The 21,408-nt window shown below is 70.9% G+C and carries 19 protein-coding genes and 1 pseudogene; 12 read left to right on the top strand and 8 right to left on the bottom strand.

Annotation, left to right across the window (positions count from 1 at the left end):
• Window positions 1–94: 94 nt before the first annotated feature.
• Complete coding sequence (locus tag MKK52_RS22630; protein WP_243958006.1) at window positions 95–1,285, top strand: GNAT family N-acetyltransferase; 1,191 nt, start codon at window positions 95–97, stop codon at window positions 1,283–1,285.
• Here MKK52_RS22630 and MKK52_RS22625 read toward each other — a convergent pair.
• From MKK52_RS22625 to MKK52_RS22600, 6 genes are read right to left on the bottom strand one after another with little or no spacing between them, the layout of a single operon-like run.
• Window positions 1,272–1,940, bottom strand: a complete 669-nt coding sequence (locus MKK52_RS22625; protein ID WP_243958004.1) for a class I SAM-dependent methyltransferase — start codon at window positions 1,938–1,940, stop codon at window positions 1,272–1,274. The genes MKK52_RS22630 and MKK52_RS22625 overlap by 14 nt on opposite strands.
• Complete coding sequence (locus tag MKK52_RS22620) at window positions 1,937–3,001, bottom strand: glycosyltransferase (protein WP_243958002.1); 1,065 nt, start codon at window positions 2,999–3,001, stop codon at window positions 1,937–1,939. Before MKK52_RS22620 ends, MKK52_RS22625 begins: the two co-directional genes overlap by 4 nt.
• Window positions 2,998–3,912, bottom strand: a complete 915-nt coding sequence (locus MKK52_RS22615; RefSeq protein ID WP_243958000.1) for a glycosyltransferase family 2 protein — start codon at window positions 3,910–3,912, stop codon at window positions 2,998–3,000. Before MKK52_RS22615 ends, MKK52_RS22620 begins: the two co-directional genes overlap by 4 nt.
• A gap of 38 nt (window positions 3,913–3,950) precedes the next feature.
• Window positions 3,951–5,084, bottom strand: a complete 1,134-nt coding sequence (locus tag MKK52_RS22610) for a glycosyltransferase (RefSeq protein WP_243957998.1) — start codon at window positions 5,082–5,084, stop codon at window positions 3,951–3,953.
• Window positions 5,085–5,095: 11 nt separating this feature from the next.
• The gene (locus tag MKK52_RS22605; RefSeq protein ID WP_243957996.1) at window positions 5,096–5,962 is read right to left on the bottom strand and encodes a glycosyltransferase family 2 protein; all 867 of its coding nucleotides are present in this window, start codon (window positions 5,960–5,962) and stop codon (window positions 5,096–5,098) included.
• Window positions 5,952–8,003, bottom strand: a complete 2,052-nt coding sequence (locus MKK52_RS22600) for an HAD-IIB family hydrolase (RefSeq protein WP_243957988.1) — start codon at window positions 8,001–8,003, stop codon at window positions 5,952–5,954. The genes MKK52_RS22605 and MKK52_RS22600 overlap by 11 nt, the downstream gene beginning before the upstream one ends.
• Window positions 8,004–8,057: 54 nt before the next feature.
• Between MKK52_RS22600 and MKK52_RS22595 the strand changes: the two genes are divergently transcribed.
• Both MKK52_RS22595 and MKK52_RS22590 read left to right on the top strand, forming a co-directional pair.
• Window positions 8,058–9,098 carry a glycosyltransferase family 4 protein gene (locus MKK52_RS22595; RefSeq protein WP_243958053.1) on the top strand — a complete coding sequence of 347 codons (1,041 nt, stop codon included), beginning with the start codon at window positions 8,058–8,060 and terminating at the stop codon, window positions 9,096–9,098.
• Complete coding sequence (locus tag MKK52_RS22590; protein ID WP_243957986.1) at window positions 9,098–10,285, top strand: glycosyltransferase family 4 protein; 1,188 nt, start codon at window positions 9,098–9,100, stop codon at window positions 10,283–10,285. The genes MKK52_RS22595 and MKK52_RS22590 overlap by 1 nt, the downstream gene beginning before the upstream one ends.
• On the opposite strand, the gene MKK52_RS22585 is transcribed toward MKK52_RS22590, so the two are convergent.
• Window positions 10,273–11,256: a hypothetical protein gene (locus MKK52_RS22585; protein ID WP_243958050.1), complete on the bottom strand. Its 984-nt coding sequence runs from the start codon at window positions 11,254–11,256 to the stop codon at window positions 10,273–10,275. The two genes, MKK52_RS22590 and MKK52_RS22585, sit on opposite strands and share 13 nt — an antisense overlap.
• 91 nt (window positions 11,257–11,347) lie before the next feature.
• Here MKK52_RS22585 and MKK52_RS22580 point away from each other — a divergent pair, with 91 nt between their 5' ends.
• The 3 genes from MKK52_RS22580 to MKK52_RS22570 are packed head-to-tail and all read left to right on the top strand — an operon-like array spanning window position 11,348 to window position 13,729.
• Window positions 11,348–11,983 (top strand): hypothetical protein, encoded by a 636-nt coding sequence (locus MKK52_RS22580; RefSeq protein WP_243957984.1) that lies wholly within the window; start codon window positions 11,348–11,350, stop codon window positions 11,981–11,983.
• A 5-nt stretch (window positions 11,984–11,988) separates the two neighbouring features.
• Complete coding sequence (locus MKK52_RS22575) at window positions 11,989–12,630, top strand: hypothetical protein (protein ID WP_243957983.1); 642 nt, start codon at window positions 11,989–11,991, stop codon at window positions 12,628–12,630.
• Window positions 12,631–12,661: 31 nt separating this feature from the next.
• Complete coding sequence (locus MKK52_RS22570) at window positions 12,662–13,729, top strand: spore photoproduct lyase family protein (protein ID WP_243957980.1); 1,068 nt, start codon at window positions 12,662–12,664, stop codon at window positions 13,727–13,729.
• Between the two features lie 9 nt (window positions 13,730–13,738).
• On the opposite strand, the pseudogene MKK52_RS22565 reads toward MKK52_RS22570, so the two are convergent.
• Window positions 13,739–14,496: pseudogene (locus tag MKK52_RS22565) on the bottom strand (IS5 family transposase).
• Window positions 14,497–14,729: 233 nt separating this feature from the next.
• Here MKK52_RS22565 and repA point away from each other — a divergent pair.
• From repA to MKK52_RS22535, 6 genes are all read left to right on the top strand, one after another.
• The gene (repA, locus tag MKK52_RS22560; RefSeq protein WP_409564722.1) at window positions 14,730–15,950 is read left to right on the top strand and encodes a plasmid partitioning protein RepA; all 1,221 of its coding nucleotides are present in this window, start codon (window positions 14,730–14,732) and stop codon (window positions 15,948–15,950) included.
• Window positions 15,947–16,984: a plasmid partitioning protein RepB gene (gene repB / locus MKK52_RS22555; RefSeq protein ID WP_243957978.1), complete on the top strand. Its 1,038-nt coding sequence runs from the start codon at window positions 15,947–15,949 to the stop codon at window positions 16,982–16,984. Before repA ends, repB begins: the two co-directional genes overlap by 4 nt.
• Window positions 16,985–17,170: 186 nt before the next feature.
• Window positions 17,171–18,439 (top strand): plasmid replication protein RepC, encoded by a 1,269-nt coding sequence (gene repC, locus MKK52_RS22550; RefSeq protein ID WP_243957976.1) that lies wholly within the window; start codon window positions 17,171–17,173, stop codon window positions 18,437–18,439.
• Window positions 18,440–18,503: 64 nt separating this feature from the next.
• Complete coding sequence (locus MKK52_RS22545; protein ID WP_243957968.1) at window positions 18,504–19,964, top strand: DUF2252 domain-containing protein; 1,461 nt, start codon at window positions 18,504–18,506, stop codon at window positions 19,962–19,964.
• A 43-nt stretch (window positions 19,965–20,007) separates the two neighbouring features.
• On the top strand, window positions 20,008–20,676 hold the full coding sequence (locus MKK52_RS22540) for a TenA family protein (RefSeq protein ID WP_243957966.1): 669 nt from the start codon (window positions 20,008–20,010) through the stop codon (window positions 20,674–20,676).
• 75 nt (window positions 20,677–20,751) lie between these two features.
• Window positions 20,752–21,399: a class I SAM-dependent methyltransferase gene (locus tag MKK52_RS22535; RefSeq protein ID WP_243957964.1), complete on the top strand. Its 648-nt coding sequence runs from the start codon at window positions 20,752–20,754 to the stop codon at window positions 21,397–21,399.
• Window positions 21,400–21,408 lie beyond the last annotated feature (9 nt).

The raw sequence follows: 21,408 nt of genomic DNA, 5'->3' as shown, positions 1-21,408 counted from the left end.
TCTTTTCCGAGGCGCGAAGGCAACAACTTGTAAACGCCTGCTGGCCGTAATGTAGACAGTATTGTACTCGTCTAGCACTTGCGGAAACTTAACCATGATGGGGCCGAAGGTCGGAGGGGCATCTCTCGTCTGGCGGGCCGTCACGGACCCGGCCGAACTCTGGCGCCTCAAGCCGGACTGGGATGCCCTGTGGCGCGTGGCGGACGGCGCCCACGTGCAGACGGAGCGGGCCTGCTTCCATGCGTGGCACAATGACAAGGACCCGTCTCCCCGCCGGCTCTGCGCCCTCACCGGCTGGCAGGACGGCCGGCTCGTCTTCCTCTGGCCGCTGGTGATCCGGCGGCGGCACGGGTTGTGGAACCTCGCCTCCCAATTGGGCCCGCAGGCCGCCGAACTCACCGCCGTGCTCACCGAGCCGGGGCCGGAGCGCGAGGCGCGCACCCAGGCCGCCTGGGACTTCCTGCGGCAGACCGGGCAGGCCGACATCGTCTGGCTCGACTACATCACCCTCGGCTCGCCCCTCCACCACGTCATGACGGAATCCGCCGACAGGCGCGGGCAGGCCGGGGCGAACCCGGATGTCGCCCCCTACCTGCGCTGGGACGAGGGCACCGGCTGGGCCGAATACTATGCATCCCTCAGCGCCTACACGCGCAAGATGCAGAACAAGAAGCATAGGGGTCTCGCCAAGACCGGTGAGGTGACGTTCGAGGCGGCGTCCGATCCGCAGCGGCGCTCCGCCCTCGCGGGCTGGCTCCTCGAACAGAAGCGCCATTGGGCCCGCAAGACCGGCAAGGACGGCCCCTGGCTGACGGCGCCGGAATACGACCGCTTCCTGCGTGAGCTGGCCGGCGATCCCGGCGCGAAGGATTGCGTCGTCTACACCCTGTCGGTGAACGGCGCGGTGATCGCCGCGCTCCTCGCCAGCGTCGGCACCCGCCACGTGGACTGGATCATCGCGGCCTTCGATCCCGCCTGGGGGCAATACTCGCCCGGCTTGCTGTTGAACGAGTATTGCGTGCGCTGGGCGATGGAGCGCGGGCTGGCGGTCGAATTCGGGCGCGGCCTGGAGAACAACAAGAGGTTCTGGAGCCGGGGAATCTGCCACGACGTCCTCTGCTACCGCGTCCCGGTCTCGCGCCGCGGCGCCCTGGTCGAGGCGGCGCGGCATCGGTGGGCTCAGGCGCGGGCCCTCGGCGGCCTCGTCTTCGGGGATGTCCCCGTCGAAGCCGGCGAGGTCCCCGCCGCCGAGGCGCCGGTCGGCTCCGAGCCTAAGCCGGCTTGACGAACTTGCACTTGCCCCGCTGCGACCACGGCCCCTCGACGCCCTGCTCGGCGCAGAAGGCATCGACGGCCCGGGTCACGCCGGGGAAGCGGCCGCCGAGGCGGTCGTAATCGTCGGCGATGAGCAGGCCGCCCGGCCGCAGGATTGGCCACCACGCGCGCAGATCCGCCACGACGGAGGCCTCCTCGTGGCCGGCATCGAGGTGGATCACGTCGGCGGCGACGCCGCGCAGCCGCAGGAGTTCGGCGGCGTTCACGGAATCGAGCGGCAGCGGTAGCACGCGCCCGGTCATGCCCTCGCGCACCACGTTGGCGAGGAAGGTGCGGTAGAGGCTGGGGAAGCCGTGCTCGGTGGCGAGTTCCGCGAAGAGGGATACATCGGCCCAGTGATCGACGGCGCCGAGCCACGTATCGACGGCGATGACCGTCCCCTCGACGCCCTGCTCGGCCATGGTGCGGGCGAGGTAGAGAGCGCTCGCCCCCTTCCACGTGCCGATCTCGACGACGACTTGAGGGCGGAACTCGCTCACGGCTTCCGCGAGATAGGGGTGCACGCTGCGCCAGCCCTGCAGGTCGAGGGGGCGGAGATCCGCCGGGGGATCGGCGAACGGGTCGCGTCCGTGCCAGAGGGCGGCGATGAGGTCCTGTCGGGTCATGTCTCGCTTGGGATCAGGTGTTGGGCATAGAGCGCCTCGCAGCGGTCGAGCCACAGGTCGCGGGTGAAGAGGCGCAGGACCCGCGCGCGCGGGACTGTCCGGGGGATCGCCAGAGCCTCGCCGAGGGACGCGGCCAGCGCGTCGTCATCGCCGCAGCGGACGAGGCGGCCCGCCTCGCCGACGACTTCGGCGGCGGCGCCCCTGGCGAAGCCCGCCACCGGCAGGCCGCAGGCCATCGCCTCGACGGCGGCGAGGCCGAACGGCTCGTCCCAGCAGGGGGTGAACAGGAACACCGACGCGCGGCCGATCTCCGCCGCGAGATCCGGGCCGGCGAGATGGCCGCCGTAGCGGATCGCCCCGCCGAGTGACGGCGCGATTCGCTCCGCCCAGTAATCCGGCTCCTCGATGGGGCCGAACAGGGTGAGGGCGAGGCCCGCGCGTCGCGCCGCCGCGATGGCGTGATGCGCCCCCTTCACCGCCGCGAGCCGCGCGCACCAGACGGCACTGCCGTCGCCTTGCGCGACGAAGGGCCAGGCGGCCGGATCGATGCCGTTGTGGAGCACAGAGGCACCCGGCGGCGGGCCTTCCGGCCACCAATCCCGCAGCAGCGCGGCCGAGGTCGCGGTGATGCGGTGCCCCGGCACGGCGCTCGCGTGAACGAACCAGCGCAACGCGTCGTAGGGCGGCACGTGCAGCGAGGTGACGGTCGGCGTCGCCGCGAGACGCCGGGGCTCCAGCGGCAGGCGGCTCAGGCTGTTGTTGTGCAGGACGTCGAACCCGCCCGCCGCGATCCCGTCGCAGGCGGCGGCGTATCCCCCGTCGAGATGCGCCCTAAGGCCCGCGTCGCCCCGGTGTTCGAGACCGGGAAAGCGAGCCTCCTGATGGACCGGGATCACCGGATCGCGGGCGAAGCGCGGGTCGCTGTCGCCGGAGGCGAACAGCACTACGTCGTGGCCGCGCGTGCTCAAGCCCTCGGCGAGGTGCCAAGTATAGGATTCGAGCCCCCCCGCGAAGGGCGGGGCGATCGGGTGGCGGAGATGAGCGAGGAGCGCGATCCTCATGCCGTCAGGGCGGCCTCCCGCGCCTCGATGGCCCGGATGACCGAGGCGGAGTTCGTATAGGGCTGGTCGCTCTGCTGGCCCGTGAGGGCGAGGTCGGCGGCGTCGGGGCGGCGCAGGATCGTGATCGGCCGGTCGGGCGTGTCGTCGATCAGGCCCATCACGCGGAACGCGTAGAGCCAGTGGCCCATGGTGCGGTAGCCCCACTTGGCCTCGAACAACTCGGCGTTGCGGACCACGCTGTCGAGATGGTGGACCGGCGGCATGTGGTGGGGGTGGTACTGGTGATAGGCCCGCGCGCCCTTCGTCCAGGCGATGGGGATGCCCTGCGTGTCGAGGATCTTGCCGAAATCGGTGTCCTCGCCGCCATAGCCGACATAGCGCTCGTCGAAGCCGCCGGTGGCCGCGAAGGTGGTGCGGCGGATCGCGAAATTCAGCGACCAGAAGCAGCGGTAATCCCGGCAGATCTCGATGCCGGAGGCCGGGGGGCCGCGCCGGTCGGAATGCCGCTCGGCGACCCCGTCGAGATCGGGGTAATCCCAGGCGCCGGCCGTCGCGCGCTCGGGCAGGTGCAGCACCTCGCCCATCATGAGGCCGTCGAGCTCATCGAGGGCCCGCGCGTAGTCGGTGACGAAGTCCGGCGCGGGGATGCAATCGACGTCGAGGAAGGCGACAATGTCCCCGCTCGCCGCCGCCACGCCCTGGTTGCGCGCCGCCGCCAGGGGGAGTTCCCGCCCCGGCACAAGGATCTGGCGTACGGGGAAGCGCGTCTCCGGCAGGTCGTAGGGCGCGTCCTGCATCACCGCGACGATGAACTCGACGGGGGGCTGGCTCTGGCGTTCGAGGCCGAGCAGCACGTTGCGCAGGTGCGCCGGCCGGCCCTTGGCAAGGGTCACGACGGAAACGGTGGACATGCGGGCCTCGGGCTCCGATGGGGGCGGGCAGGGGGCGGTCATTCGGCCGCGACGGAGTGGAGCGGGGCCGCCTCGGCCCCGTCCCAGAGGGCGTCGGTGAGGCCTTCGAGCCAGGAGGCGGCGTGCGCCGCCGCGTCCGGCGCGTAGAGGCTGCGCAGGGCGGTGCCGTCGAGGCCCCGAGCGCGGTCGAGGAGATCGCGCCAGCCCTGGAGGTCGCCCGGCCAGACGGGGGCCTGCACGGCGGCCCCGAGACGGACCAGCGCCTCGGCCTTGCGGGTCTGCTCGGCGAAGTAGCGCCATTCGGGCATCACGACGAGGCGCCCGCCGACGCGGGCGACCTCGTGCACCGTGTTGTCGCCGGCCGAGGCGATCACGATGTCGGCCGCCGCGAGGTAATCCGTGACGGAGGGCACCCAGCCGAGCTCGCGCAGGTTGGCGAAGTCTGTCTCGTGGCCCTCGCGATGGGTCGGGCCGAGGGTGAGCCAGAGGGCGTCCGGCGCGGCGCGGGCCGCGACCGTCAGCGGCGCGTAGGGCGTGCCGCTGCCCCCGCCGCCGGTCACGGCCACGACGATCTCCCGCGCGGGATCGAGGCCGAGCCGCGCCCGCGCCTCGGCGCGCTCCGGCACGCGGTCGACGCTGGTGCACAGGCCGCCGCTGTAGAAGGTCTTGGCGCGCAGGCCCGCCGGGTAATCGTCCTGCTCCAGGCGCTCGTCAAAGGGGGCCAGCATCCCGACGCAGGCCTCGTAGGCGCCGACATGGCCGATATCGGAGCGGTCGCCATGCATGCGGATCTGCACGGCGGGCACGCTGGCGATGCGGGACAGGAGCGCGATCTCCGCCGAGACATCGACCACGAACAGCCCGACGCCCCGGTCGTCGAGATGGTCGAGGATGGTCCGCATGGTCCGGCGCATGGGGGTGAGGCCCAGCGGCACGCAATGCATCACCTGCGGCGTCGGCTCGGCATAGAGCCGTGGGGTCGGCACGGCGGCTCCGATCATGTTCGGCAACGGCACGATCTCGATGTCGCGGGAAAAGCCGTCGAACAGGCTCGGATCCGCCGTCAGCACCGAGACCGGGCGCTCGCGGGCGAACTCGCTCACCACCGCCCTGGTGCGGTTGGCGTGGCCCCGTCCCTGGTGGTGGACGAAGAAGGCGATGGGCTTGGTCATGGGGCTCGCGGTCAGGAGAACAGGGCGTCGGGCCGCAGGGCGGCGGCGATCTCGGCCTCGGTCGGAGGGCGGATCGGGCGGATTGCGGAGGCGTCCTCGTCCCAGGCGATGAGGCCGGCGTCGCGGAACTGGCCAAGCCAGTAGGTCATGCACCAGCGCCCGTGGCGGGCATGGAAGCGCGCCGCGTTCGCCAGGATAGGCGTGAAATGCTGCAACGGCGGCACGTGGACCGGGTGATGCTGATGGTAGGCGCGGGCGCCCCCGACCCAGAAAGTCGGCAACCCCGTCGCGGCGAGCCGCGCGGCGAAATCGGTCTCCTCGCCGCCATAGCCGTCATAGGCCTCGTCCATGCCGCCGACCGCGCGCCAGTCCGCCGCCGCCACCGCGAAGGACAGCCCCCAGAGCTGGCCGGCATCGGGTTCCGGCCGGAGGCCCGAGGCGGGCGGCGCCGGCCGGGCGGGATGGGCCTGCGCAAGCCGGTCCAGGGTCGCCGGATCGTGGGCCGACGCGCCGGGCGGCAGGTAGACGACTTCACCCAGCAGCAGGCCCCGCGCGGTGGCGGCGGCCTCGGCATAGGCCGCGACCAGCGTCGGCGAGGGGATGCAATCGACGTCGAGGAAGACGAGCAGGCCGTCGGACGCGGCGTCGGCGGCGCGGTTGCGGGCCGCCGCCAGGGGCATCCGCTCGCCGGGGACGATCACATGGCGGACCGGGCAGCCCAGATCGGGCAGGTCCGGCGCCGGCTCCGGCTGCATCCAGGCGATGACGAGTTCGTGCTGGCGCAGGGTCTGGCCCGCGAGGCCGCGCATGAGGTTGCGCAGGCACTCCGCCCGGCCCCGCACCAGGGTCAGCACGCTCGGCGCGGCGTCAGCCGACATGCGCCAGCATCCGCCGGAAATGCGAGACGCCTTCGATGATGCCGCGCGCATGGGTCCGGCGGGCGACGTAGGAATGCTGGAGGGCGGCGTTGCTCGCGAGGTCGTCGGAATAGTTCGCCACGATGATCGCCTGGGTGCGGACCCGCAGCATCTCGATGTCGTTGCCGGAATCGCCGGCCACGAACACCGCGTGCTCCGGCAGGGCATAGAGCGCGCGGACGTGATCGACGGCGGTGCCCTTCGAGGCGGCGGCCGGCAGCACGTCGAGATAGCGGCCGTGGCTGTGGATGACGCGGGCGGGAAGCCCCGCCTCGTCCAGCAGGTCCCGCACCCGCCGGGCCACCGCCGCGTCACCGAAATAGCTGAGCTTCAGCGCCCGCTGTTCCAACGGACCCTGGGGGACGAGCCCGTCGAGGCCGCACAGGGCGTCGTGGACCCCCGCCCGGTCCCATCCGGCGGAGATGGTCTGCCGCCAAGCGAGGTCCACCGTGTAGGTCACGCCGTTCCCGTCGAGATGGTAGATCTCGGAGCCGACCGACGTGATCATCACCTGCGGCCGGGGGCTCTCCTGCTGCTCCAGCACCGCCATGGCGCTGTGGAAGGAGCGGCCGGTGGCGACCCCGAAGGCGAGCCCGGCCTGCCGGCTGCGCCAGCGGCGGAAGATGCCGAGGGCCGCCTCGCAGCCGATCAGCGTGTTGTCGATATCGCAGACGAGGAGCTGCCGCGTCGGCGGCGCGACGGGTCGCGGGGCCAGCAGATCCCGCAGCAGCCCATGGTAGCGCGCGGCGTGCCGATCCCAATCGTAGGTCGCCGCAGCCCGCGCGCCGCCGGCCACGCAGCGCGCGTAGAGGGCGGGATCGCCGAGGATCCGCAGGCAGGCGGCGGCGATGGCGCCGGGGGCGCGGGGATCCACCAAGAGCCCGTTGCCGCAGGTCTCGACGATGTCGTTCGGCCCGCCGCTGTCGGTGGCGACCAGCGGCAGGCCGGCGGCCGAGGCTTCCAGCAGGGTCAGGCCGAAGGGCTCGTTGAGGGCCGGGTTGACGAACACGCCGCCCCGGTCGCGGGCATAGGCGTAGATCGCCGGCACGTCCTCCGGCCGGTGGGTCTTGGGGTAGGCGACGCGGCCGTACAGGTCGTAGCGGTCGATGAGGACCAGCAGGTCGCGCATCGTCTCGGCCATGTCGCCGTCGAGGGCGTCGATGTCCTCGCGGGTGCCGGCGACGATCACGAGGTTGGCCCGCGCCCGGAGCGCGGCACTCTCGCCATAGGCCCGCACCAGCGCCGCGAGATTCTTTCGGGCGACGGGCCGTGCGAGGGCGAGGATCGTGGGCTTGGCCGGGTCGTGCAGGAAGCGGTCGATGGCGGCATCGACGCGGGGATGCGGACGGGCCGCCGCGAAGCGGGCGAGGTCGCTGCCGGGGGGCAGCACGCGGACCCGGCCGGGATCGTAGGTATCATAGCCCGCGTATTGCACCTCCGCCTCGTCCCGCGAGGAGGCGATGACGAGGTGGGCCCGCGCCAGGGCGTCCTCCTCGGTGGCGATGCGGCGGGCGAGATCGGGGCGCACGGGGGACGCGCCCAGCATCATCGCCTTCACCTGCCCGAGGGAATGGGCGGTGAACACGAAGGGGATGCCGAGGCGATCCTCCACCAGGGCCGCCACCGTGGCCGCGTCCGCGTAATGGGCGTGGATGAGATCGGGGGCGCAGTCCTGCGCGGCGATCCAGGCGACGAGGTTGTCCGCGAAGCACGCGACCTCGGCGTGCATCTCTTCCTTCACCCGGTATCCCGGGGACGCGCTCGCGAGCCGCACGAGCGTGGCCTTGTCGGAGAGCCGCTCTTCGGGCACGGCGTAGGCGGCGCCGAGCGGGCCGGTGAACCGGCGGGTCGCCACCACGATCCGCGTCACATCGCGATCCTGCGCCGAGGCCGCGACGAGATCGAGCAAGTACCGGATATGGCCTCCGGTATCGGCGGTGAGGCCGTAGACGACATCGTCGCCGCGCAGGCAGCCCTGCAGGGCGATGTGCAGGACGAACATCAAGCGGACGCTTTCACACGTCTCCGACGACTTAACCTATGTAAAGAGCACCCCGTGATTCGCGTTGCCCAAGTTGCGCCTAACATTTTTCCTGTTCCCCCAAATCATCACGGCGGCACAGAACGAGTTGTGCACGATCTATGTGTGGCATTGCGAAGCTTGGGCATTGAAATAACTCTTTTTGCGCCATCGGACAGTGCGACAGACTTACCTCGCATCGGTGATTATCCGAGCTTGTCGGCCTTCGAACGGGTGCACGGTCGCGTCGCGCCGGGTGTCCCGGCCGCCCTGGATGCCCTGCAATTGGAAGCACTCCGCCTCCGTCTTGGGTTGTTCGACATCGTGCATTGCCATGGCGAGTTCGCCCATGCGGCGCTGCTCGGGCCGCATCGTCGCCGCAGCCTGACCACGGTGCATTGGCGGGTGGACGAGCTCGACCGGGCGCTGTTCTTCGCGGGGTTTCCCGATTTGCCGGTGGCCGCCATCTCCGCCGCGCAGGAGGCCGGCATTCCGGCGGCGAACCGAGCGGGCGTCGTGCATCACGGCATCGACCGGGACCGCTACGCTTTCTCGGCGCGGCCGGGCGACCACGTCGCCTTCGTCGGCCGGATGACCGACCAGAAGCGGCCCGATGTCGCGATTCGCGTCGCGCGGGCGGCGGGGGTGCCGATCCGCCTCGGAGGCACGATCGACGTCGGCAACCCGGAATATTTCGACCGGCAGGTGAGTCCGCTGCTTGGGCCCGACGCGACCTATCTCGGGCCCGTGGACGACGCCGCCAAGGGCGCCCTCCTCGGCGGCGCCCGCGCCCTGCTGTTTCCCATCGACTGGCCCGAGCCGTTCGGCCTCGTGATGATCGAGGCGATGGCCTGCGGCACGCCGGTCATCGCCTGGAACCGGGGTTCGGTGCCGGAGATCGTCGAGGACGGGGTGACGGGCTTCATCGTGTCGAGCGAGGACGAGGCGGTCGCCGCCCTCGCCCGCGTCGGGGGGCTCGACCGCGCCCTTGTCCGCCGCCGGTTCGAGGCGCGCTTCACCGCCGAGCGCATGGCCCGCGACTACCTCGCCGTCTACCGGCAGCTCCTCGCTGCCTGATGCGCACCGCCCTCCTGGCCTGGGATTATCCTCCGGCCCCGAGCGGTCTTTCGACCGCTGCCCGCGAGATCGCCGAAAGCCTCGCCGAGGCCGGCGCCGAGGTCACGGTCTTCACCCTCGACCGGGCCGGCGAGGCCAGGGCCGGCGGCGTCACCGTCGTCGGGCTCGCCCTGCCGCCCGGCGGGGCGCTGGCGCGGCTGCGCCTGTGGGGATCGGCCGGGCATCTCGCGGCGCCCCTCGCCTTCCGTCGCGCGGTGCTGGACGCCCATGCCCGCGCGCCCTTCGCCATCATCGAGGCGACGAACTGGTACGCGCCGGCCGCGCTGCTCGCGTCCCGCCCCGGCCTGCCGCTGGTGACGCGCAGCTCGACCCCCGCCGCCTTCACCCGCGACCGGGCCACGACGCTGCGCAACCGCCTCGACGGGTGGACGGCCGACGCCCTCGAACGGCGGCAGGCGCGGGGCAGTGCCGGGCTCATCGCCAACACCGCCGCGCACGGGGCGGTGATCGCCCGCGCCTACGGCCTCGACGGCGGGCAGCCCGAGGCAGTGATCGGCCTCAGCCTCCCGCCGGAGATCGCGGCCGGCGCGAGCGGTGCCGCCTACCCCGACGCGGCGGAGCCGGTGCGCCTGCTCTTCGTCGGGCGGGCGGAGGCGCGAAAGGGGTTCGACGCGGTGATAAGTGCGGTGGCCCTCCTCGCCGAGGACCATGCGCGGGGGGCCGTGCCGGCCTTCCGGCTCGACTGTGTCGGCGTGGCGCCGGGCGATCTCCCGGCGGACCTCCCCGAGGCGGCGCGGCGGCATCTCCGGGCCTGCGGCCGCATCGACGGGCCGGCGTTGGCGCGGGCCTACGCGGAGGCCCATGCGGTGGTCGCCCCGTCCCGCTACGAGAGCTTCGGCCTCGTCTATCAGGAGGCGATGGCCTATGGCCGTCCGGTCGTCGCCTGCGCAGAGGATGCGAGCGCCCGCGCCTTCGTCGGCGAGCCAAGCGCCGGCCCCCTCGCCGAGGCTGCGACCGGAGTCGCGCTCGCGGACGCCTTACGCCCCCTCCTGCGCGATCCCGCCCTGCGCCGCGCCTATCGGGACAAGGCCCTCGCCGCGGCCGGTCGCTTCAGCCGGGACAGCCTCGGCCGGGACACCCTGGCGCTCTACCGCCGCGCCATCGCGGCCTCCCGTCACTCGGCGTAGGGGCGCAGCAGAGCCTCTTCCTCCTCCGGACGGCCGCGACCGGGGTCGAGGGCTTCGTAGCGGCGGGACCGCGCCCGCACATGCGCGCCGCTCAGGTGATGCACGATGGGGCCGTGCAGGCTGATGAAGCCGCGCGGCCAGCCGCCCTCCAGGACCGGCCGCTCGTGTACCCGCCCGGCAAAGCGCACGCTCCTCCGGTTGAGCCGGTACTGCACGTCCGGGAAGACGTCGGACAGCACGCCATCGACGTGGTTTGCACGTGCGAACCCGACCGAGACCCCCTCCCCTGCCTCGGCCAGGGTGGCGAGGGCCGGCATGAGAAGGCCGGTCTCGGGGCTGAGGGATTCGTCGGCGTCGAGCTGCAGCATCCAGCCATGGCGCGCGAGGTCCTGAAGGGCGTTCCGCTGCGCGGCGAAATCGCCGTCGAGGGGGCGGGCGGCCACGCGCACCGCCCCCTCCGGGAATCCCGCCACCGGCACCGAGCGGGGGGGGCTCGCCGGCCTGTCGAGGAGGATCGCGACGTCGTCCGTCCAGCCCCCCTGCCCCGGCAGGGCGGCCAGGACCGCGTCGCATTCGGCCGGGCGGCAAAGGAGCCCGAGGGAGACCGGGCGCCTCCCCTCCCCCGCGAGGGCGGCGAGCCCGGCCCGCGCCGCATGGTCGTCGTGGGGATGGCGCAGGGCCGCGTGTCCCGCCGCGTCGAGGGGGCGGATGCCGAGCCCGAGGCGGGTCGCGGCGGTTCGCAGCGTGTAGAGGTCGAGGCCGTAGGGCGCCTCCGGGTCTGACACGAAGACCGGCGCCGACAGGCGATGCGTCAGGTGCTCCCGGCACGCGGAGCGGTCCGCGTCGTCCGCCAGCAGGACGCCGCAGGATTGGCAGGCGCGCCGGAAGGCGCGCGCGCGGCCGTCGGAGAAGATCAGCCGGCGCGTGGTCGACCCGATCATGGCGGCATCGCAGACGAAGCAGCGGCGCATGATCGTCAGGCCGCGTGGGGCGATTTCGCGCCAATCGGGTTGTCGGAGGCCCGCGCCCTCCCCCGGCCGCACCCTCCGCGCCTTGCCCCTGATGTCATCGACCACCGCCCTCCCCTCCCCCGACACCCTCGGCCTGCCCACCGGCCGGACCCTCGCCATCGTCGGCAACGCGCCGGGGATCGGTGATGTAGGGCGAGCCGTCGATGCGGCGTCCAGTGTGATCCGCTTCAACAACGCCGCCGGGTTCGGCGGGTCGACAGGCCGGCGCGTGACGCATCTCGCCCTCGTCAATCGCGGCGGGCAGACGCGGGAATGGCTGGAGGATCCCGGTTTCCTCGACCGCCCGGTGATCCGCGCGGCGGAGAGCTTCATTCTGCCCTTCCCGATGCTGCCGGCGGAGCAGAACGTCCCCGAGCCAATTTGCTGGACCCGCGAGATGCTGGCCCTGCTGCGACCCCTCGGGCGGCCGATCCACATCTTATCGGAGGCCCTGCACGGGCATGCGCACGCTCTCCTCGCCGCCGGGACGGAGGGCGAACCGAACCCGAGCACAGGCTTCCTCGTCACCCTCGCCCTGATTCTCGGCCGCCCGGCGCAGGCGGCGGCAGCGGAGGCCTACGGCTTCGGCTTCGATGGCTGGCCAGGCCATCCCTGGGCGGCCGAGCGGGCGTGGTTCGCCGCCGCCGAGGCCGCCGGGCAGATCCGTCTCCACCCCCTGAAGGACTGAACCCGATGGCCACGCTGATCACCGTCCTGAAGGGCGGCGGGCGCTACGACGCGACCTGGGTCGAACGCCTCGCGTGGGGTTTCAGCCGCCATGCGCCGGCCTTCACACGAATCCATTGCCTCACCGACCTCCCCCTGGCGGTCGAGGGGGTGGAGCGGGTGCCCCTGCTGCACGACTGGCCGGTCTGGTGGGCCAAGATGGAGGCGTTCCGGCCCGGCCTCAGCGAGGGGCCGACACTCCTCTGCGACCTCGACACGGTGCTGACCGGCCCGGCCGATGCCCTGGCTACACCGGGCCTCGCGGCGATGGAGGATTATTTCCATAAGGAGAGGCTTTCCAGCGCTCTGCTGCGCTGGTCCGGCGATGACCTCGCATCGCTCTATGAGACCTTCGCAGCCGAGCCGGAGCGGTGGATGGCGCCCGGCTCCTGCGGCCCCGTGCCGAACGCGGTCCACGGCGATCAGGTCGTCATCGACCATCTGCTTCGCCGTTGCGGCCGCCGGCCGGATTTCATCCAGCGCCTCCACCCGGACCTGCTCGACTTCTACGATCCACGACGCGACGCCCACGGGCCGGTCGTGATCTTCATCGGCGACTCGAAGCCGGATACGGCCACGGGCTCCGTCCATGCGGCGTGGACAGGCTGACGCGCGGCCCCCTCCTCCCCATATGCGGAGGATGGCCTTGCCGCGCACACTCCTCGACCCGAAGCGGATCTACCTAGAGCCCGCCATCCGGTCGTATGAACGGGGCCGCGCTGTGCTCGCGCGCTTCCCCGACGCCGAGCTCGTCGAGGTGGCGAGCCACTGGAAGATCCCCGAACTGACGGACGACCCGGAACTGGCCGGCGATTGGCTCCGCATGAAGCGGGACGTCCTCGTGCTGGGCGTCAAGAAGGGGCTCACGATGCGGCCGAACGGTCGCTCGGCGGATTTCATCGCGCCCTCCTCCTCGAACGGCTGCGCGATGGCCTGCTCCTATTGCTACGTGCCGCGCCGGAAGGGCTACGCGAACCCGGTCAGCGTCTTCGTCAACGTGGACGAGATCGCCGCCGCCATCGGCCGCCACGCCAAGCGCCTGGGGGTGAAGCCGGAGCCGAACACCATCGACCCGGTCGACTGGGTCTACGACCTCGGGGAGAACGGCGACCTCTCCCTCGATGCCACCGTCTCGGACAACATCCGCGATCTCGTCGCGGCCTTCCGGGGCATCCCGAACGGCAAGGGCTCCTTCGCGACGAAGCTCGTCAACCGCGACCTCCTCGACTACGACCCGCAGGGACGCACCCGCATCCGGTTCTCGCTCATGCCGGAGGCCGTCTCGAAGGTGGTGGATGTCCGCACCTCGCCCATCGGCGAGCGCATCGCGGCCATCAACGACTTCGTGGAGGCCGGCTACGAGGTGCATGTCAACTTCAGCCCGGTGATTGTGCACGAGGGCTGGGAGCCCGAATGGCGGGCGCTGTTCGCCGAGATCGACGGCACCCTCTCCGACCGGGCGAAGGCGCAACTCAAGTGCGAGATCATCATGCTCACGCACAATGAGGCGTTGCACGACACGAATCTCGCCTGGCACCCGAAGGGCGAAGACCTGCTCTGGCGCCCGGACCTCCAGGAGACGAAGTGGAGCCAGAGCGGCATGCGCAATCTGCGCTACCGGTCGGGCTGGAAGCGCAAATGGCTTGACCAATTGCTTGCCTGGCACGGGGCCGCCCTCCCCTATTGTGAGGTGCGGTACGCGTTCTAGGTCGCGGACTCATAAAGTTCGAAGCCAGACGCGGACGGCTGCGAGCTTGACGCTGGCGAGGAAGTTTTCCGGGTCCTTGTTGTAGCGGGTTGCGACCGCACGGAAGTGCTTGATCTTGCTGAAGAACCGCTCGACCTGATTGCGGTACTTGTACAGGAAGGCACTGAAGGCGGGCACGTTCTTGCGGTTGGGCATCGGCTTGACGTTGGCCCAGGCCCCTTGCTCGGCCAGACGCTCGCGCCGCGCGTCGCTGTCGTAGGCCCGATCGCCCAGAAGGGTCTGCCCCGGTCCAAGACCGCCGAGCATGTCGTCGGCGGCCCGGCCATCGTGCGCTTGGCCTTCGGTGATCTTGAGCGCGATGGGCCGGCCCTCGGCATCCACCAACGCGTGGATCTTGCTCGTTAGACCACCCCGTAAGCGACCCATGCCACGGGATCGATCGTCTTTTTTTGGGCGCAGCCGGCGTGCTGATGCACCCGCACACTGGTGGCGTCGATCATCTGCAGATCGCCCTCGTAAACCTCGGACACAGCTTTTAAAAGTCGATCCCAGACGCCACGCTTGCGCCAGCGCCGGAAGCGGTTGCTGCACGTCGTGTGCGGGCCGTAGCGCGCTGGAATGTCAGCCCAGGGCGCCCCGGTGCGCAGACGCCAGAAAATGCCGTTCAGCACCCGCCGGTCGTCCGCCCGTTCCTTGCCGCGCACGTCCGTTGGAAGAACCGGCTCAATCGCCGCCCACTCCGCGTCCGTCAGGTCAAATCGCGCCATTCACAACCCTCCATGGCTGAAGGATCAACGATCAGGCTGCGAAGCCGTGCCAACCGTTATGAGTTCGCGACCTAGGGCGCAGCCCACGCCGATTCGCCCACAGGCGAGTCTCCGGCCAAGCTTGCCTTCCCGCGACGGGGGACTCGACTCTCGCTTGCGAATCGTGGCTGCTTAGGGTCAGTTGCAGTTTGTTCGCCATTCTGGCGCTTTTTCTGCAAGCGGGGCCCGAGAGGATGAACCAGCATACGGGCGCGCACAGCGTCGCCCCCCCTCCCCCCGTGTCGCCTGCCGCCATGATCGGCGGGCATGCCACGATCCTGCGCGAGCAGCTTCAGGCCATCTCGTCCGGCCTGTTCCCGCCGAGCTCGGCCAAGACCCTGCGCCGCTTCACCTCGACCGAGGTCGCGCGGATGGTGGGTGTCACCGTCTCGCGGATCCAGCAACTCGCGGCCGAAGGGCTCGGCCCGCAGCCGGAGGTGTCCTCGACCGGTCGCCGGTCCTACAGCCTCGCCGATGTCCACGCCCTGCGCGCCTATCTCGATGAGAACACCCGCGGCGGTCGGCGCTACCAGCCGCGACGGGGCGAGGACGATCACCTGCAGGTTATCGCGATCGCCAACTTCAAGGGCGGTTCCGGTAAGACCACCACCACCGCCCATCTCGCCCAACATCTGGTCCTCAAAGGTTACCGGGTCCTTGCCCTGGATCTCGATCCACAGGCCAGCATGTCGGCTTTGCTCGGCGTGCAGCCGGAGCTGGAAGTCGGCGAGAACGAGACCCTGTACGGCGCGATCCGCTACGATGCGGAGCGTCGCCCGCTCGAGGCGATCATCCGGCAGACCTACTTCACCGGGCTCGACCTCGTACCTGCCAACCTCGAACTGATGGAGTTCGAGCACGAGACCCCCCGCGCCCTCGGTGAGCGGCGCCCCGGCGAGCCTCTGTTCTTCGACCGGGTGGCGCGCGCCCTCGAATCGGTCGAGGACCGCTACGACGTGGTGGTGATCGATTGCCCGCCGCAGCTTGGCTACCTCACCCTCTCCGCCCTCTGCGCCGCCTCGGGGCTCCTCGTGACCGTGCATCCGCAGATGCTCGACGTCGCCTCGATGAGCCAGTTCCTGGCCATGACGGAGGACCTGCTCGGCGTGGTGACGGAACACGGGGGCAAGCTGCAATACGATTGGCTGCGCTACCTCATTACCCGCTACGAACAGCACGACGCGCCGCAGACTCGCATCGTCGGGATGCTGCGCACGCTGTTCGAGGACGCGGTGCTGACGGCGCCGATGCTGAAATCGTCGGCGGTGTCGGATGCCGGCCTGTCGAAGCAGACGCTCTACGAGATCGGCCGGGAGGGCGTGACCCGCTCGACCTATGACCGGGCGCTCGAAGCCCTCGATGCCGTGAACAGCGAGATCGAGAGCCTGATCCGCGCCGCCTGGGGGCGGGCATGAGCCGACGCTCCAATCTCGACGCCCTGTTCGGGGCCAAGCCGGCGCCGAAGCCGGCCGCGAGCCCGGATGCGTTTGCAGATGCAAACCCGGAGGAGAAGGCGACGGAGTTTGCACCTGCAAACCCCCCTGCCCCGCCGCCCGAGCGCCGTCGCAGCGGCGCCATCGGCGCGATGAGCAACACCCTTCGCGGGCTCGCGGCGAAGGCGGATGCCGCCGCGATCCTCGAACAGGGCGCGGCGGTCATCGACCTCGACCCGAGCCTGATCGACGCGTCGTTCATCGCCGACCGCGTGGCGGATGCGAACGATGTCGGGCTCGGCTCGCTGGTTGAGAGCATCCGCGAGAGCGGGCAGCAGGTTCCCGTGCTGGTGCGCCCTCACCCCACGGCGAGCGGCCGCTACCAGATCGCCTTCGGCCGCCGGAGGACGCGGGCCGCCCAGGTGCTGGAACGGCCGGTGCGGGCCATCGTCCGACCGCTCACGGATGCCGAGCTCGTCATCGCGCAGGGCAAGGAGAACCTGGAGCGGCGGGACCTCAGCTATATCGAACGCGCGTTCTTCGCCCTGCGCCTGGAGGAGCACGGTTTTCCGCGCGAGACGATCACCGCCGCGATGGGCGTGGGCAAGGGCGACCTCTCGACCCTGATCTCGGTCGCGCGCAGCGTGCCGGAGGATGTCCTCACGGCGATCGGCCCGGCCCCGGCCGCCGGACGGCCGCGCTGGATGCTGCTGGCCGAGCGCATCAAGGGTGCCGAGCGCGCCGTGCTTACCCGCCTGATGGGCGATCCGGCGTTCCTGGCCAAGGGCACCGACGAGCGCTTCGCGGCGATCTTCGCGGCCCTGGCTCCGAAGCAGGAGCGCAAGCCCAAGGCGCAGGTCTGGAAGGACGACCGGGGGCGGAAGCTCGCCCGCGTGGAGCGTTCGGCCGACCGGGTGGCGCTCGCCTTCGATGAAACACTCGAGCCGGGTCTGGCGGACTACGTCCTCGACCGGCTTCCCGAGATCCTTGCGGCCTACCGGCAGAGCAAGGGCTAACCCCGACCTGCGGCACCAACGAAAGGAGACGAGATCACCGCAAAAAGAAAGGGCCCCCCGAACCGCGTCCGGAAGACCCTCTCTCGTCCTAAGCAAACGTAGAGAATCACATCTCCCGGCACATCGTCAAGCAGTTTGACGTCGATTCGGCGAACGCCCGGTCTTTGCCCGGTGCTCGGCCAGACGATGAACCTGCATCTCACGACGCCCTTTGGGCGGCGTCCGCTGACGGCTGCGCAGATCGATGCGCAGGCGAAGGCGGCCGGCTGCCCGGACGCGATCACCGTAAACAAGTGGTCCGTCTTCCGTGACATCGCCGCCGCGCGGGCGAGGCTCGGCCTGTCCGACCGGGCGCTCGCCGTCCTAGACGCGCTCTTGACCTTCCACCCCGATACGACGCTGACGCGCGGGGAGGGGTGCGAACTCGTGGTGTTCCCCTCGAATGCCGCCCTGTCCCTGCGGGCGCATGGCATGGCCGAGCCCAGCCTTCGGCGGCACCTCGCGGCCCTGGTCGAGGCCGGCATCGTCATCCGTCGCGACAGCCCGAACGGGAAGCGCTACGCGCGCCGGGGGCAGGGCGGTGAGGTCTCGCAGGCCTTCGGCTTCGACATCACGCCCCTCGTCGCCCGCGCCGCCGAGTTCGCAGCCGAGGCCGAGGCGGTGCGTGCTGCAGCCCTGGCCCTACGGATCGCCCGTGAGCGCCTGACGCTGCTGCGGCGGGACTGCATGAAGCTGATCCTGGCCCTGGAGGAGGCGGAAGGCGGGGAGGGGAGCGCGGAGCCCCTGCGGACCCGGTACCGGACCATCCTCGCGGCCCTCGGTCGGTCGGCCGGGCTCACCGATCTCGGCACGGCGGCGGAGGCCCTGTCCTCGTTGAGCGTCGATGTGGGCAACCTGTTGCTCGCGCACGCGGATGTGCCGAAAACGAGCGGCAATGCCCCTCAGGATGAGCGGCACAAACAGAATTCAAAACCCAACCTCCCTGATTCTGAACCGGCCTTCAAAATGGTGAAGAAGGAACCGTCGGCGGGTGTCGAACCGAAGGCGGCGGAAGCGGGACGCTCCGGCGGGGTGAGGGGGGACACGTATCCCCTGGGCATCGTCCTCGATGCCTGCCCGGACATCACCGACTATGCGCGGGAGGGCATCCGCACCTGGCGCGACCTCGTGGAGACGGCCAATGTCGCCCGCTCCGCCCTGGGGATCAGTCCCCAGGCGTGGCGCGAGGCGCAGGACGTAATGGGGGCGGATACCGCCGCCGTGACGGTGGCGGCGATCCTGCAGCGCTGCGAACAAATCAAGAGCCCCGGCGGCTATCTGCGGTCGCTGGTGGAGCGGAAGAGGGCAGGGGAGTACAGCCTCGCTCCGGTCCTGCAGGCCCTGATCCGGGCGCGGTTGAAGGGGCGGGAGAACCCCGTGCCGGCGGATGCAGTGAATCGGCATCTGGGGCGTTAGCGTGGGCAGAACACGGGTGAGGGCGATGGAACGGTCAACGCAAGCCACGGGCACGACCCCGGAAATGGACGATCGACGGGACGGGCCGGTCGAGGCGGCGGAGGATGCCGTGCTCGAGCCGTTGGCGGATTTCCCGCGCATCAACCTGCGGGCCGGCGTCGAGCCGTGGGACAAGCGCCGCGCGGCCGGCAAGTCGCTGCGGATGGAGATCCCGCACGCCGCCCATGCCATCCTCGCGACCGGTCCGGACCGGCCCGATCCGGTGAGCCTGATCGAGGCGGCGCATGAGGGGCGGCAGGCGCATCTCCTCCCCTTGCGCGTCGCGCGCATGGCCTCCTCGCCCTTCGCATTCCTGCGCGGGGCGGCGCAGGTCATGGCGTGGGATCTGGCACAGGGCCCGCGCACCGCGATCAGCGTGGTGATGAACGGGGACGCCCACATCTCCAACTTCGGGCTTTTCGGCTCGCCGCAAGGCGACGTGGTGCTCGATCTCAACGATTTCGACGAAGTCACGGTCGGCCCCTGGGAGTGGGACCTGAAGCGGCTCTGCGCCAGCATCGAGGTCGCGGGGCGCGACGCTGACCTCCCCGTCGCCGAGCGCCGGGAGGCGGTCGTGAGCGCGGTCTCGGGCTACCAGTTCACCATGGACGACCTGGCGCCCTGCGGGTCGCTCGATGTGTGGCGGCGGGCGTCACGGGCGGACGACCTCACCTTCGCCGGCGTCGAGATCGATGCCCGCTCCCAGGCCGTCGTGGCGAAAGCCGTGGAGAAGGCGCGGCGGAAGAACAACAAGAGCCTCCTCGACCGGGTGGGCGAGCGGCGCACGGACGGGGGCTGGCGCTTCCGCGAGGAGCCGCCGATCCTCGTCCGCGTCGATGAGGCCACCCGCGAGGCCGTCACGACGGGCCTGGAGCGCTACGCCGAAACCCTGCCCCGCGAGCGGCGCTTCATGCTCAGCCGCTATCAGGTGGTGGATGTGGCGCACCGGGTCGTCGGCGTCGGCAGTGTCGGCACCCGGGCCTATGTCGCCCTGCTCTTCGGCAATTCGGACCAGGATGCGCTCTTCCTCCAAGTGAAGGAGGCCGTGCGCCCGGCCCATGCGCCCTACCTGCGCGGCATGCCGGAACCCTATGCCAGCCACGAGGGTGAGCGGGTGATCTACGGGCAGCGCCTGTTGCAGGCGGTGGGCGATCCGCTCCTCGGGTGGACCACGATCGAGGGGCGCCCGTTCTACGTGCGGCAGATGAAGAACATGAAGGGCGAGATCCCGATCGCCCGGATGACGGGGCAATCCCTGCTCTACTTCTCCCACGCCTACGGGGCGCTGCTGGCCAAGGCCCATGCCCGGACGGGCGACGCGGCGGCCATCGCGGGCTATTGCGGCCATACGGGGCGCGTCGACCTCCGGGAGGCCATCGCCGACTGGGCGAGCCTCTATGGGGACCGGAACGCCGAGGATTACCGAACCTTCCTCGACGCCATCGCGGCCGGACGGCTCGCGGCGGCGGACGATCCCGTTCTCTGACTGGCGTTTGTTCGCGATGTGTTCGATTCAGCGGGGAGCCGACATGGATGTCTTCGAGCGTTTGCGGGCGGCGGCACCCGACGAATGGGCCGCTTACGTCGAGCATCCCTTCGTGCGCCGGCTCGGCGACGGGACGCTGCCCGAGGCGGCGTTCCGCGCCTATCTGGTGCAGGATTACCTGTTCCTGATCCAGTTCGCGCGGGCCTATGCGCTGGCCGCCTACAAGAGCCGGACGACGGAGGACATCCGGGCCGCCCAGGCCGGGCTCGCCGCCATCCTGGACGAGACGGAGCTGCATATCCGGCTCTGCGCCCGCTGGGGCATCGGGGAGGAGGAACTCGCCGCCACGCCGGAGGAGGCCACGACCGTCGCCTATACGCGCTTCGTGCTGGATTGCGGGGCGGCGGGCGACCTCCTCGACCTGCACGTCGCCTTGGCACCCTGCGTCGTGGGCTACGCCGTGATCGGGGAGGCCCTGGCGCCGGACGGCGTCGCGGCCCTGGCGGACCACCCGTACCGCGAGTGGATCGGCGAATATGCCGGGCATCCCTATCGCGCCGTCGCGGCGCGGGCCCGCGCGCATCTCGATGCCCTCGCGGCGCGGTCCCTGACGGAGGCCCGCTGGCCCGACCTCGTGGCGACCTTCGCCGCCGCCTCGCGGCTGGAGGCCGACTTCTGGCAGATGGGCCTGGACCGGGGCGCATCCCCGTGAGGCGGGGGGAGAGGAATCCGGCCGGGATGCCCTACATGAGGCCGGTCGGGTGAAGCGGGCGAGCGGGGACGATCCATGAGCGACCTGACCGGATTGCCCCCCGAAGCCTTCGCCAAGCAGGACGAGACGCCGGACACCCTCTTCTACGCGCAGCCGCGCTTCGTCACGCATATCGACGATGCGGCCATCGCCGCCGTCACCGACCTCTACCGCACCTACCTGCCGTCCGGCGGACGGATCCTCGACCTGATGTCGAGTTGGGTGAGCCACCTGCCGGCGGAAGCCGTCTACGACGCCGTGATCGGCCATGGCCTCAACGCGCGCGAGCTTGCCGCCAACCCGCGCCTGACGCAGCGTTTCGTGCAGGATCTCAACGCCGATCCGATCCTGCCCCTCGACACGGGTGGCGTCGATGCGGCCCTCGTCTGCGTCGGGGTGCAATACCTTCAGGATCCCGTGGCCGTCCTGCTCGAGGTCGCGCGGGTGCTCGTACCGGACGGCCGCGTCGTCATCACGTTCTCCAACCGGTGTTTCCCGACCAAGGCGGTCGCCATCTGGCGCGCCGTCGGCGGCGACGATCAGGCCCGGCTCATCGAGCTCTATCTCCGGCAGGCCGGGTTCACCGGCATCGAAGCCTACGCCGTCCTGCCCGACGGCGGCCCCGGCGACCCGCTCTGGGCGGTGATCGGCCGAACGGCGGCGGCACCCATGGCCGGCGGGTAACGGCGCATC

The organism is Methylobacterium sp. J-067 (assembly GCF_022829465.1).
Taxonomy (GTDB): domain Bacteria; phylum Pseudomonadota; class Alphaproteobacteria; order Rhizobiales; family Beijerinckiaceae; genus Methylobacterium; species Methylobacterium litchii.
This window is presented reverse-complemented; position numbering and strand designations above follow the sequence as displayed.